General features: G+C 64.2%; 11 protein-coding genes and 1 pseudogene. 3 read left to right on the top strand and 9 right to left on the bottom strand.

Annotation, left to right across the window (positions count from 1 at the left end; genetic code table 11):
* The 6 genes from paaB to paaZ all read right to left on the bottom strand — a co-directional run.
* Positions 1-221 (bottom strand): 1,2-phenylacetyl-CoA epoxidase subunit PaaB (paaB, locus tag RJQ10_RS15335; protein ID WP_350148155.1); only part of this gene is annotated, 221 nt, incomplete at its 3' end.
* An 11-nt stretch (positions 222-232) separates the two neighbouring features.
* Complete coding sequence (gene paaA / locus RJQ10_RS15330) at positions 233-1,201, bottom strand: 1,2-phenylacetyl-CoA epoxidase subunit PaaA (protein ID WP_350148153.1); 969 nt, start codon at positions 1,199-1,201, stop codon at positions 233-235.
* A 24-nt stretch (positions 1,202-1,225) separates the two neighbouring features.
* Positions 1,226-2,428, bottom strand: a complete 1,203-nt coding sequence (pcaF, locus tag RJQ10_RS15325) for a 3-oxoadipyl-CoA thiolase (protein WP_350148151.1) — start codon at positions 2,426-2,428, stop codon at positions 1,226-1,228.
* On the bottom strand, positions 2,428-2,874 hold the full coding sequence (paaI, locus tag RJQ10_RS15320) for a hydroxyphenylacetyl-CoA thioesterase PaaI (RefSeq protein WP_350148149.1): 447 nt from the start codon (positions 2,872-2,874) through the stop codon (positions 2,428-2,430). Before paaI ends, pcaF begins: the two co-directional genes overlap by 1 nt.
* The gene (gene paaG / locus RJQ10_RS15315) at positions 2,874-3,665 is read right to left on the bottom strand and encodes a 2-(1,2-epoxy-1,2-dihydrophenyl)acetyl-CoA isomerase PaaG (protein ID WP_350148147.1); all 792 of its coding nucleotides are present in this window, start codon (positions 3,663-3,665) and stop codon (positions 2,874-2,876) included. The genes paaI and paaG overlap by 1 nt, the downstream gene beginning before the upstream one ends.
* Positions 3,666-3,679: 14 nt before the next feature.
* Positions 3,680-5,722, bottom strand: coding sequence for a phenylacetic acid degradation bifunctional protein PaaZ (paaZ, locus tag RJQ10_RS15310; protein ID WP_350148145.1), 2,043 nt, complete (start codon positions 5,720-5,722; stop codon positions 3,680-3,682).
* Between the two features lie 162 nt (positions 5,723-5,884).
* Here paaZ and RJQ10_RS15305 point away from each other — a divergent pair, with 162 nt between their 5' ends.
* Positions 5,885-7,984, top strand: coding sequence for a 3-hydroxyacyl-CoA dehydrogenase NAD-binding domain-containing protein (locus RJQ10_RS15305; RefSeq protein ID WP_350148143.1), 2,100 nt, complete (start codon positions 5,885-5,887; stop codon positions 7,982-7,984).
* Between the two features lie 15 nt (positions 7,985-7,999).
* Here the strand turns inward: RJQ10_RS15305 and paaK are convergent, their stop codons facing one another.
* Positions 8,000-9,298 carry a phenylacetate--CoA ligase PaaK gene (gene paaK, locus RJQ10_RS15300; protein ID WP_350148141.1) on the bottom strand — a complete coding sequence of 433 codons (1,299 nt, stop codon included), beginning with the start codon at positions 9,296-9,298 and terminating at the stop codon, positions 8,000-8,002.
* A 195-nt stretch (positions 9,299-9,493) separates the two neighbouring features.
* On the opposite strand from paaK, the gene paaX reads away from it, so the two are divergent.
* The gene (paaX, locus tag RJQ10_RS15295) at positions 9,494-10,423 is read left to right on the top strand and encodes a phenylacetic acid degradation operon negative regulatory protein PaaX (RefSeq protein ID WP_350148140.1); all 930 of its coding nucleotides are present in this window, start codon (positions 9,494-9,496) and stop codon (positions 10,421-10,423) included.
* Positions 10,424-10,425: 2 nt separating this feature from the next.
* Here paaX and RJQ10_RS15290 read toward each other — a convergent pair whose 3' ends face one another.
* Complete coding sequence (locus RJQ10_RS15290; RefSeq protein ID WP_350148138.1) at positions 10,426-11,886, bottom strand: NADH:flavin oxidoreductase; 1,461 nt, start codon at positions 11,884-11,886, stop codon at positions 10,426-10,428.
* Positions 11,887-11,961: 75 nt separating this feature from the next.
* Complete coding sequence (locus RJQ10_RS15285) at positions 11,962-12,447, bottom strand: MarR family winged helix-turn-helix transcriptional regulator (protein ID WP_350148136.1); 486 nt, start codon at positions 12,445-12,447, stop codon at positions 11,962-11,964.
* 124 nt (positions 12,448-12,571) lie between these two features.
* Between RJQ10_RS15285 and RJQ10_RS15280 the strand changes: the two are divergent.
* A pseudogene (locus tag RJQ10_RS15280) lies at positions 12,572-12,814 on the top strand (hypothetical protein); the annotation flags it as partial.

Raw genomic sequence — 12,814 nt, 5'->3', positions numbered from 1 at the left:
AGGGGATCGTAAACGCTCTCGCAGTCGCCTTCCTGAGAAGCGACGATATCCGAGGAATTGACCACCCAGATGCTGACGCCTTCACTGCGCCGGGTGTAGACGTCGCGTGCATATTCCAGCGCCTGAGCGGGATCTTCCGCGTGCAGGCTGCCGACGTGTTTGTGGTCCAGGCCGCGGCGTGAGCGGATAAAAACTTCGTACAGCTTCATGTGTTCTGACATGGTCCTGCCCCCTACGCCGCCCGGCGATCATTGCGTTGACGTTTCTTCGCCTCGTGGGCGGTGATCGCGTCGCGCACCCACTGACCCTCCTCGTGCGCCTTGACATGGTGCGCAAGACGCTGCCGGTTGCAGGGGCCGTCACCGCTGATCACACGGTCGAACTCTTCCCAGTCGATCTCGCCGAAATCGTAGTGCCCGCGCTGCTCGTTCCACTGCAAGTCGGGGTCGGGAATGGTCAGGCCGATGACCTCCGCCTGCTTGACCGTCTGGTCGACAAACTTCTGCCGCAGTTCATCGTTGCTCTGGCGCTTGATTTTCCATTTCATGGACTGCGCCGAGTGCGCTGACTCCGCATCGTGAGGGCCAAACATCATCAGCGAGGGCCACCAGAAGCGGTTCAGAGAATCCTGGGCCATGGCCTTCTGCTCTGCAGTGCCGCGGGCGAGGGTCATCATGATGTGGTAGCCCTGGCGCTGGTGGAAACTCTCCTCCTTGCAGATCCGCACCATGCCGCGGGCATAGGGACCGTAGGACGTGCGCTGCAGGGAGACCTGGTTGACGATTGCCGCGCCATCCACCAGCCAGCCAATGGCGCCGATATCGGCCCAGGTCAGGGCGGGATAGTTAAAGATGGAGGCGTACTTGGCGCGCCCTTCGTGGAGGGCCTGATTCATCTCCTCACGGCTGGCGCCCAGGGTTTCCGCTGCGCTGTACAGATAGAGACCGTGGCCGCCCTCGTCCTGGACCTTGGCCAGCAGGATGCACTTGCGGTGCAGGCTCGGCGCCCGGGTGATCCAGTTGCCCTCCGGCTGCATGCCGATGACTTCCGAGTGGGCATGCTGGGATATCTGCCGAATCAGGTTCTGCCGGTACTTTTCCGGCATCCAGTCCTTGGGTTCGATTTTCTCCTCGGCGTCTATGCGCGCCTGAAAGCGCTGTTCCAGTGCCGCCAGGTCCTGTTCATGATGCTCGTTCGTCATAACCACTCTCCTGTCAACTTGCCGTCAAACCCGTTCAATCACCAGCGCGATACCCTGCCCCACCCCGATACACATGGTGCACAGCGCATAGCGCCCGCCGCGGCGGTGCAGTTCATACATGGCGGTCGTCACCAGCCGCGCACCACTCATGCCCAGCGGGTGGCCGAGAGCAATGGCCCCGCCATTGGGATTGACGTGGGGGGCATCGTCCGCGATTCCCAGGCCGCGCAATACCGCCAGACCCTGGGCCGCAAAAGCCTCATTGAGTTCGATCACGTCCATCGCCGCGAGTTCGAGACCCGCCAGCCGCAGCACCTTGCGCGTGGCCTCGACCGGACCGTAACCCATGATGCGGGGTTGCAGGCCGCTGCTGGCCATGGCCACTACCCGGGCGCGCGGTTCCAGACCATGGCTGCGCGCCGCCTCCCCGGAGGCGATCAGCAGCCCACAGGCGCCGTCGTTGACCCCCGAGGCGTTGCCCGCAGTCACGCTACCGCCGTCGCGGAACGGCGTCGGCAGTTTTGCCAGGGCTTCCAGGGTAGTCTCGCGTGGATGCTCGTCCCGACTGACCTGCAGGGCCTCGCCCTTGCGCTGGGGAATAGCGACCGGGGTGATCTCGGCGTCGAAAACACCCGCCGCCTGGGCGGCCGCCGCCCGCTGCTGGCTGCGCAGGGCAAAGGCATCCTGTGCCGACCGCTCAATGCCGAACTGCTCGGCGACGTTTTCCGCAGTTTCCGGCATGGAGTCGATGCCATACTGCTGCTGCAGCAGGCGATTGACGAAGCGCCAGCCGATCGTGGTGTCGTACATCTGCACATCGCGACCGTAAGCAGAGCCCGCCTTGCCCATGACAAAGGGTGCGCGGGACATGGACTCGACACCGCCGGCAATGGCCAGCTGGGCCTCGCCGCACTTGATTGCCCGGGCGGCACTGCCGATGGCGTCCATACCGGAGCCGCAGAGCCGGTTTACGGTGACCCCGGGTACCGTCACCGGCAGACCGGACAGCAGGCTGCTCATCCGCGCCACGTTGCGATTGTCCTCGCCGGCCTGGTTGGCACAGCCGAACCAGACGTCGTCTACCTGCTCCCAGTCCACCCCCGGATTGCGCGCCATCAGGGCACGCAGGGGTATCGCCCCGAGGTCGTCGGTACGCACAGCCGCAAGGGCACCGCCGTAGCGGCCGATCGGGGTGCGCTGCGCGTCACAAATAAAGGCTTCCTGCATCAGTCATTCTCTCCAGCTGAAACGTCGACAAGGTGTCCACCAATACGGTGGGAGTTGCCCCGGAACAGGGCAATGGTCTGCTGCGCCTGATTGACCACAGTGACGTCGTAAACGCCACTGCGCCGCCCCTGCTGTACCTGGCTGGCCGCTGCTGTCAATTCATCGCCCAGCCGGGCGGGGGCCAGGAATTCAATGCGGGCACCCGCCGCAACGGTGTTGTGGTTTTCGCTATTGCAGGCGTAGGCAAAACAGCTGTCCGCCAGGGTGAAGATCAGGCCGCCGTGGCAGATGTCGTGACCATTGACCATGTCGGCGCGCACCTGCATGCACATGGTGGCGTTGCCGGGCGCGATATTGAGCAGGGTAATGCCCAGGGCGCGACAGGCGTGGTCGCCCCGCCACAGGGCATCACCGCAGGCCTCGGCCAGACTCGGCGTTTCGCTCATCACTCCCCCCGGTAACGCGGTGGCCGTTTTTCCAGGAAGGCTGCGACGCCCTCCCGGTAGTCGGCGGTCTTGCCCGCGGCGCGCATCAGCTGTTTTTCCAGTTCCAGCTGTTCATCCAGGCTATTGGCCGCCGAGGCGGCGAACGCCTGCTTGGTAAAGGCGAAACCCCGGGTGGGCTGGGTAGCCATGGTCTCCGCCAGCTCCAGAGCGGTGGCCTGCAGTTCGTCGTCCTCCACCACCTGCCAGATCATGCCCCAGGCCAGGGCCTGCTCCGCGGACACCTTCGGTCCGAGCATCGCCAGACCCTTCGCCCGGGCCATGCCGACCAGCCGCGGCAGGATCCAGGTACCGCCGGAATCCGGAATCAGGCCCAGCTTGGCGAAGGACTCGATAAAGCTGGCGGAGCGCGCCGCAATGACAATGTCACAGGCCAGGGCGATATTGGCGCCGGCCCCCGCCGCAACGCCGTTGACCGCGCAGATCACGGGTTTTTCCATGCCGGTCAGCAGGCGGATCAGCGGGTTGTAAAACTTTTCTACGGAATCGCCCAGATCCGGCGGCACGTCGCCTGCCGAGACCGCGCGGTCATTGAGATCCTGGCCGGCGCAGAAACCCCTGCCCGCGCCGGTCAGCAGCACCGCCCGCACCTGCGGGTCGTCGGCGGCGCGGGTCAGCACGTCCCGCACCTCGGCATGCATGGCGGCGGTAAAGCTGTTAAGCGCGGTGGGCCGGTTCAAGACCAGTCTCGCCACACCCTTGTCGATGGTGAACTCGATATTTTCCCAGGTCATGGGCAGCGCCCTCCTCAATCCTCGCGGCGTTCCACCAGAGTCAGGATATCGTAGATGGCAACCGGCTCATCGGCCTGGTTGGTCACCTCGATAGCCCACACCACGACCCCATTGGGCTTTTCCTCGCCCCGCCTCGCCTTCTTGATCTTCTTCTTCACCGTGAGCCGGGTACGAATGGTGTCGCCCGGCGCCACCGGTTCGATGAAGCGCAGGTTCTCCAGACCGTAGTTGGCAATCACCGGGCCGGGAGCCGGATGCACGAACATCCCCGCCGCCGCTGATATCACAAAGTAGCCGTGGGCGACACGCTTGCCAAAAAACGAGTCCCGGGCGGCGATTTCGTCAAAGTGGGCGTAGAAATGGTCGCCGCTGATACATCCAAAGTTGACGATATCCGCCTCCGTGACCGTGCGCCGGTGAGTCAGCAGGGACTCGCCCACCTGCAGGTCTTCGAAGTACTTTCTGAAGGGGTGCACATCATCCGAATACGACCGGGCGCCGGCGTGGTACTCCGCTGTAATCGCCATCAACGTGGTGGGCGACCCCTGGATGGCCGTGCGTTGCATATAATGCTTTACCGCGCGCAGGCCGCCCAGCTCCTCACCACCGCCGGCGCGCCCCGGACCGCCGTGCACCAGCTGAGCCAGCGGCGAACCGTGTCCGGTTGACTCCGCGGCGCAATCGCGATTGATGACCAGCATGCGGCCGTGCCAGGGGGCAGTGCCCAGGATGACCTGCCGCGCCTCGCTATCGTCGTGGGTAAACAGCGAGCCGACCAGACTGCCCTTACCGAGCCGGGCGATGGCGACAGCGTCGTCGATATCCCGGTAGGGAATCAGGGTGCTCACTGGACCGAAGGCCTCGACCTCGTGCACCAGCGTCTTGCCGTGCGGGTCGTCACAGCGCAACAGCGTGGGCGCGAAAAAGGCGCCACTGCTGTTGTCAGTGCCGGTAAGGGACAATGTTTCCGCGCCGCCGTAGACCAGTTCGCACTCGGTGGCCAGGCGCTCAACGCTGGCACGGACATCCCGGGCCTGGTCGCGACCCACCAGCGGCCCCATGCGCACACCGTCCGCACCGGGGTCGCCGATCGTGATCTTGTCCAGGCGTGCCTGCAGGGCCGCAGCCACTGCATCGAGCTGGGCGGCCGGCACAATAACCCGACGGATCGCGGTACACTTCTGCCCGGCCTTGACGGTCATTTCCCGCACGACTTCCTTGACGAACAGTTCGAATTCGGGGTCGTCCGCGGTAACGGATGCACCCAGGATGGCGCAGTTCAGCGAATCAGCCTCCATGGTAAAGGGCACCGAGTTGGCCACCAGGTTGGGATGGGTACGCAGCTTGCGCCCGGTCGTGGCCGAGCCGGTAAAGGTGACCACATCCTGCTCATCGAGGTGTTCAAGCAGGTCACCGGTAGAGCCGCAGACAAGCTGGATTGCACCTTCGGGGAAGAAACCACCGGCAATGATTTCACGCACCATGGCCTCGGTGAGATAGGCGGTGGGCGTCGCCGGTTTTACGATAACCGGTACACCGGCCGCGAGGCTGGGAGCAATTTTTTCCAGCATGCCCCAGCAGGGGAAATTGAACGCATTGATATGCACCGACACACCGGGCTTGGAGGTCAGTACATGGCGGCCGACAAAACTGCCACCCTTGGACAAGCGCTCCACATCCCCTTCAACCATGATCACATCGTTGGGCATTTCCCGGCTGACCAGGCTGGCGTAGGTAAACACCGTACCAATGCCGCCTTCGATATCCACCCAGCCGTCGGCGCGGGTCGCGCCGGTACGGGCGGAGAGGGTGTAGAAATCCTCCTTGCGCGCCATCAGCTGCTTGGCCATCGCCTTCAGTGCCCCGGCGCGCTCGTGGAAAGTCATGGCCCGCAGCGCGGGGCCGCCGATGTCGCGCCCGTGGCGCACCGCCGCGGCAAAGTCGACGCCTTCGCTGCTGACCTCACAGACCGCTTCGCCGGTAACCGCATCGTGCACCGTAACACCACTGCCGGTTCCTTCCTGCCACTGGCCGCTGACATAACTGTGCAACTTCATGATGCGCTTCTCCTGTATTATGTGCCGCTGGAATTACCACTGCCTGACCACCAAGCCAGACCGGGATTTATGATACACAATGATTACCTTGTGTAAAGCTTTATGTAATACTTCAAGGCTACCATCAGGCGCCCCGGATCTTGACTTCTACAAGGAGAAAACATGAGCAACAAGCCCGTACACTATGCGCTGGACGACACCCTGGGGATCATCCGCATCGACAACCCGCCGGTGAACGCACTGTCGCACCCCGTGCGCGAAGGTATTCTCCGGGCGCTGGAGCAGGCGCGCACTGACAACAGCGAATTACTGCTGCTGCTCTGCGCCGGCAGAACCTTTGTCGCCGGCGCCGACATCACGGAATTTGGCAAACCACCCCTGGCCCCGAGCCTCCCGGATGTCATCGCCGCGCTGGAGGGTTTTGCCAAGCCGGTGGCGGTGGCCCTGCACGGCACCGCCCTCGGTGGCGGCCTGGAACTGGCGATGGCCTGCCACTACCGCGCAGCCCTGCCCGACGCCCGGCTGGGATTGCCCGAGGTCAAGCTGGGCCTGCTGCCCGGTGCCGGCGGGACCCAGCGCCTGCCGCGCCTGGTCGGCCCGGAGCTGGCGCTGGAAATGATCACCGGCGGGACGCCGATTCGCGCGCAGCAGGCCCTGGCAGCGGGCCTCGTTGACCACCTGCTGGAGGGAGAACTGGAATCCGCCGCAGTGCGCTGGGCGCGAACCCTGCTGGCGCAGGCTGTGCCGGTACGCCCGACCGGCGAGCGCCGGGTGCCGCCACCGGCGGCAGCCGACTTCCTGGCCCGTCACCGCCAGCAAACCGCGCGCAAGTACCGCGGCCAGCCGGCGCCCGGCTACATCGCCGAACTGGTGGAGCTGGCCCTCAGCGCCAGCCTGGAGGACGGCCTGGCGCGCGAGCGGGAATGCTTCCTTGCCTGCAAGGCATCGCCCCAGTCGGCCGCCCTGCGCCACGTGTTCTTCGCCGAGCGCGCCACCGGCAAACTCCCCGACATCCCCGCCGACACTCCCTTGCGCCCGGTCCGCAGCGCAGCGGTAATCGGTGCCGGCACCATGGGTGGCGGCATCGCCATGTGCTTTGCCAGCGCCGGCATTCCGGTCACACTGGTGGAGACCAGCCAGGACTACCTGGACAATGGCCTGGAGAAAATTCGCCAGAATTACGCCAACTCGGTAAAGCGCGGTCGCTTTACTGCCGAGGCAGTGGCAGGCTGGCTGGACAATATCCGGGGGACGCTGGACTACGGCGATATCGCCGACGTGGACCTGGTGATCGAGGCGGTATTCGAGAACATGGCGGTGAAGCAGGAAGTCTTTGGCAAGCTTGACGCCCACTGCAAGCCGGGCTGCATCCTGGCCACCAATACGTCCTATCTCGATGTAAACGCCATCGCCGGCGCCACCGGACGGCCCGCGGACGTTATCGGCGCGCACTTTTTCAGCCCTGCCAATGTGATGAAGCTGCTGGAAGTGGTGCGGGCGGAAAAAACCGCCGACGATGTGGTGCAGACCTTCATGAAACTGGCCCGCACCATCGGCAAGATACCGGTTGCCGTCGGCGTCTGCCACGGTTTTGTCGGCAACCGGATGTTGCAGGCCTACGGGCGCCAGGCACAGCTGCTGCTGCTCGAGGGAGCGACGCCGACCCAGGTCGACCAGGCAATGGAAAACTGGGGCATGGCGATGGGTCCGCTCGCGGTCGGCGACCTGGCCGGACTCGACATAGGCTACCGTTCGCGCCGCGACCAGGGTATCGAATCGCGCTCGGTGCTGGAGTCCGCGCTGGCGGACACCCTGGTAGAGATGGAGCGCCTGGGGCAAAAGTCCGGCGCCGGCTACTATCGCTACGACCCCACTACCAGGGCGCGCCAGGCGGACCCGGAAGTCGAGCAGTTGCTGCGGGAGACAGCGGCGCAGTGGCAGGTGCCGCAGCGGGAGATCGAGGACGACGAGATCGTCGACCGGCTGATTCTCGCCCTGGTCAACGAGGGAGCGGCCATTCTCCAGGAGGGCATCGCGGCCCGCCCCAGCGATGTGGACATCGTCTACATCAACGGTTACGGCTTTCCCAGCTGGCGCGGTGGGCCGATGTTCTATGCCGACAGCCTGGGCGTGGATGCTGTCGTTACCCGACTGCGGGAGCTGCGCGAGCTTACCGGGGACGAGTGCTGGGAACCGGCTCCACTGCTGCGCAAGCTGGCGGCCGAGGGCAACGGCCTGGAGTCGCTCAACGGCCGGGGCTGACCCCGGCCAATGGCCTCAGTGGCGCTTGTCGAACACGCGCCTGGCCTTGCCCTCGGAACGGGGTATGACGCCGGGGGCGTGCGGCTTCACCGCGGTGGATATGCCGATCATCGACTTGATCCGGTGCTGCAAAGCCTGGGCGGCGCGCTGCATCTCGCTGGCTGACGCGGGGCTGGCCATTTCCACATGCACCTCCATCGCATCGAGGTGCCCCTCTTTGCTGACCTCGATAAAATAGTGCGGTGCCAGGCCCTCCACGGCGAGGAGCTGCTCCTCAATCTGGGACGGGAATACATTGACCCCGCGGATAATCAGCATGTCGTCACTGCGCCCGGTGATCTTGGCCATGCGGCGCATGCTGCGTGCGGACCCCGGCAGCAACATGGTGAGATCGCGGGTCCGGTAGCGGATGACCGGCATCGCCTCCTTGGTCAGGCTGGTAAAGACCAGCTCCCCCTCCTCGCCGTCTGGCAGGACCTCGCCGGTCTCGGGATCGATGATCTCCGGGTAGAAATGATCCTCCCAGATGGTCGGGCCGTCCTTGCTCTCGACGCACTCCTGGGCGACACCGGGCCCCATCACTTCGGACAGACCGTAAATGTCGACCGCGTCGAGGTCCAGCCGCTGCTCCATCTCCCGGCGCATGGCATCGGTCCAGGGCTCGGCACCAAATATACCCACGCGCAGTGACAGTTTGCGCGTATCCACCTGCTGGCGATCCAGTTCATCGGCGATGTTCATCATGTAGCTGGGCGTAACCATGATGATATCCGGGTCGAAATCGCGAATCAGCTGCACCTGCTTTTCGGTCTGGCCACCGGACATCGGTATCACCGTGCAACCAAGGCGCTCGGCGCCGTAATGGGCTCCCAGGCCGCCGGTGAACAGGCCGTAACCGTAGGAGACATGGACTTTGTCCGCTGCGCGGCCCCCGGCAGCACGAATTGAGCGGGCCACAACGTCCGCCCAGATATCGATATCCCCCTGGGTATATCCCACCACTGTTGGCTTGCCGGTAGTACCGCTGGAGGCGTGAACCCGGACCACCCTGTCCATGGGTACCGCGAACATGCCGAACGGGTAGTTGTCGCGCAGGTCGCTCTTGGTGGTGAAGGGGAACTTGGCGAGATCTTCGAGGGTCTGCAAATCGTCGGGGTGAACGCCCTGCTGATCGAATTTCGCCCGGTACACGGGAGAGTTTTTGTAGGCGTGACCGAGGGACTGGCGCAGGCGCTGCAGCTGCAGTGTGCGCAGCTCGTCCAGGCTCGCCGTTTCAATTGCATGCAGCGGTTCGAGACAGGGGGTTTTGCTCATGGCAGCTCCGTGATGGCGGACAACAGATTTATTGTGCCGGTAAATATAATACACGTTTGTTTTGCGTATCAATATTTATGTATCATTTCTTCCGGGGCGGCGCCGCTGGGTAATCCGAGCGCGGCGCTGTATCATGCCGCCTTCGACTGCCGGACATGAGCGGCAACACTACGACAGAAGCCGAGAGGTAAACCCGTGGCACACCCGCCGGTCGTCAGGCGCCTGCTGGAAGATTTCAGGGACCGCAAACCGATGCGCAGCACCTCGCTGATCATCACGCTGTTTGGCGATACCGTATCCCAGCACGGGCACACCCTGTGGCTGGGCAGCCTGGTGCATGCGCTGGCTCCTCTCGGCGTGAATGAGCGGCTGGTCCGGACATCCGTGTTTCGCCTGGTCAAGGAGGGCTGGCTGGAGGCCGACCGGGTTGGCCGCCGCAGCTACTACCGCTTCACCGCCCATGGCAACGCCGAATACGAGCGCGCCGCCCGACGCATCTATGCCACCGAGGACACGACCTGGGAGGGGCACTGGCAGATCCTCATCCCTCTTGCCATCGCCGACAGTGACCGCGACAATTTTCGCCGCAGCCTGAACTGGCAGGGTTTCCGCGCGATCGCGCCGGGCACTTTTGCCAAGCCCGGCAGCCCGGGCCGGGCCCTGCAGGAAACGCTGGAGGAATTTGACGCCAGCGACAAGGTCATGCTGTTCGACGCCACCAGTTCCACGCTGGGTTCGGCCAGGCGGCTGCGCAAGCTGGTGCACGAGTGCTGGCAACTCGACGCCACGGCGGCGGCCTACCGCAGCTTCCTCGACAATTTCCGGCCGCTGCAGCGCTGGGCCGTGCGGCAACAGCAGCTGGACCCGGAGGTCGCATTCATCGTGCGTACCCTGCTGATTCACGATTTTCGCCGGGCCCTGCTCCACGACACTCCGCTGCCGGAAGAGCTGTTGCCGCCGGGCTGGCCGGGAGCCGAAGCCCTGACCCTCACCGGCAACCTGTACCAACTGCTCGGCCCTGCTTCCACCGAGTACGTAACAGGCCGTCTTGAGGGCGGGAACGGCGCCCTGCCGCCCGCCAGCGCCAGCTTCGCGGCGCGCTTTCCCACTGTCCGGCGCGGCTGAGCTCAACCCTCCGGCGCATTCCAGAGGGGCGCCAGCAGTCGTCGCTTGCCATCCTCGCTCAGCCTGATACCGGGCTCGTCCAGGTCCTTGCGGTCCCACAGCTCGCAGGTCACCTGCTTGTGCTTCTGGTCCAGCCCCTCGCAGTAGTTGCTGTAGCGGCAGACGATGACCTCGGCACCGTGACCGGTCCTGACCTTTTCAAACCAGTCGGGATCAGCCAGGGCCTGGCGTGCCAGGCCGACGATATCGGCCTGGCCGCGCTGCAGAATGTCCTCCGCTGCCCGGTAACCAAAAATACCCCCCGCGACGACCAGCGGCGTCTCCAGACCCGCCGCGCGAAGCTGCTGGCGAATGCTTTCTACCGGACCGATGTTGCGCCCGAACGGTCCCTGCTGATCGGAGATATACCCCGGCATGCACTCGTAACCGCTCTTGCCGGTATAGGGATAGGCGGCCCATCCGACCTTGGGCTGCTTCGCATCGTCGAACTTGCCGCCCCGGGACAGGGACAGGAAGTCCATGCCCGCTGCGGCAAACCGACTGGCAAAATACCCGGCATCCGCCAGACCACTGCCACCGCCGATAATCTCGTCGCTGAGGAAACGGCAGCCCACCGCAAAATCGGGGCCCGTCGCCTCTCTCACAGCCTCGTAAACTTCCAGTGGCAGGCGAACGCGCTGCTCCCTGCTGCCGCCGTAGCCATCATTGCGGGTATTGGTCGCAGAGAGGAACGACGCCATGGTGTAGGCGTGGGCATAGTGCAGCTCAACGCCGTCGAAGCCCGCTTGCCGGGCCCTCGCCGCGGCCCGTGCAAACAGGCCTGGCAGGGTGGCCGGGAGTTCGGCGATGGCCGGCACCTGGGTATCGGTTACCCGCTCCCGGTAGCCGTACTGCATGTCCTCCCACTCCTTGGCGCTGAGCACCGCTTGCAGGGCCTCGGGGTCAAGGCTGCGCAGACGTTCCCGCACGCTGGCCTCCGGCGCGTCCTCAAGGTCGAGCGCACGGCGGTGGTCGGGCGTGAGCTGCAGAAAACGGTCGAGGAATTTGTCCGGCTGAGGACGCCGCCGGATAGTCAGAAAGTCAATCAGCTGAATCAGCAGCCGGGTCTTGCCGCCGCTGGCCTTGCGCACGGTTTCCGCCAGCCGGGCCAGCCCCGGGATGTAGCGATCGTCACCGATGCGCAGCAGAGGACCGCTGGGAACATCGCGGATACCGGTAGCCTCGACAACGATGACGCCGGGCTTGCCCCGGGCAAAACGCTCATACCATTGCAGGACATCCTCGGTGACTTCCCCCTCCTCATTGGAACGCCAGGGCACCATCGCCGGCACCCAGGTGCGCTGCTCCAGGGCCAGCGGTCCGACCTGCAGGGGCGAGAACAACAGACTGTCCGCAGCCTCGGTCCGGTCAGGCCAATCGTCCTCGACGGCGGTGTACTTGATTCTCTCGGGGGGCTTCCACATTGGCAGGGCTCCAATTCGCAACAGCAAACATTTTAGATATAAAATGTTTGCTGTGCAAGACGCCGCGGGTGGACGCTATTGCACGCCCTGCTTGACCCGGTCCAGCAGCAGCATAAGCTGGTCTACCTCAGCGGCGTCGAGGTGGCCCAGCAGGCCGATCACCCACTGTTCGTGGCGTTGCGCCATGCTGGCAAAGGCCCTGCGCCCCTTCGGGGTGAGTTTGACCATGAAGGTGCGACGGTTGTCGGGGAGCGGACTGCGGTCCACCAGGCCCTCGCCCACCAGCTGTGCCGCGATACCCGAGACATTGCCGCCGGACACCATGAGCCGGCGGGACAACTCTCCCATGGTCAGCCCCCGGGGCACCCGCTCCAGCTGCGCCAGGAAATCGAAGCGCGGCAGCGTGGTATCGAATTCCTCGCGCAGGGCGCCGCGCAAGCGTGATTCAATGAGGCTGGAGCAGGTCAGCAGTCGCAGCCAGAGCTTGATCGAATGGTGATCGTCTTCATGCAGGCGAGTTTCATGGTTCAGCCGCTGGGTACTGGACGATTTATTTGTCACGGAGTGGTCCATATATTTTAAACATAAAATGTTTGCACTATAATGCGGATTCCTTTTAAGCTTAAACTATTGTTGTCAACCTGGCGAGCAGCCGCTCCGCCCTGACCGTAAGTTGGAGAGTCTTATGAAGATAGTTTGTCTCGGCGGTGGCCCTGCTGGTCTGTACCTCGCTATCTGCATGAAGTTGCAGAACCCGTCCCACGATGTCCAGTTGTATGAGCGCAACCGGCCGGATGACACCTTTGGCTGGGGCGTCGTATTCTCAGACCAGACGGTCGACAACCTGACCCAGGCAGACCCGGTCAGCGCCCGGCGTATCATCGATGAGTTCATCCACTGGGACATGATCGACAGCTATATCAAGGGC

It is taken from the genome of Haliea sp., assembly GCF_040222615.1.
Lineage (GTDB): Bacteria > Pseudomonadota > Gammaproteobacteria > Pseudomonadales > Halieaceae > Haliea.
This window is presented reverse-complemented; position numbering and strand designations above follow the sequence as displayed.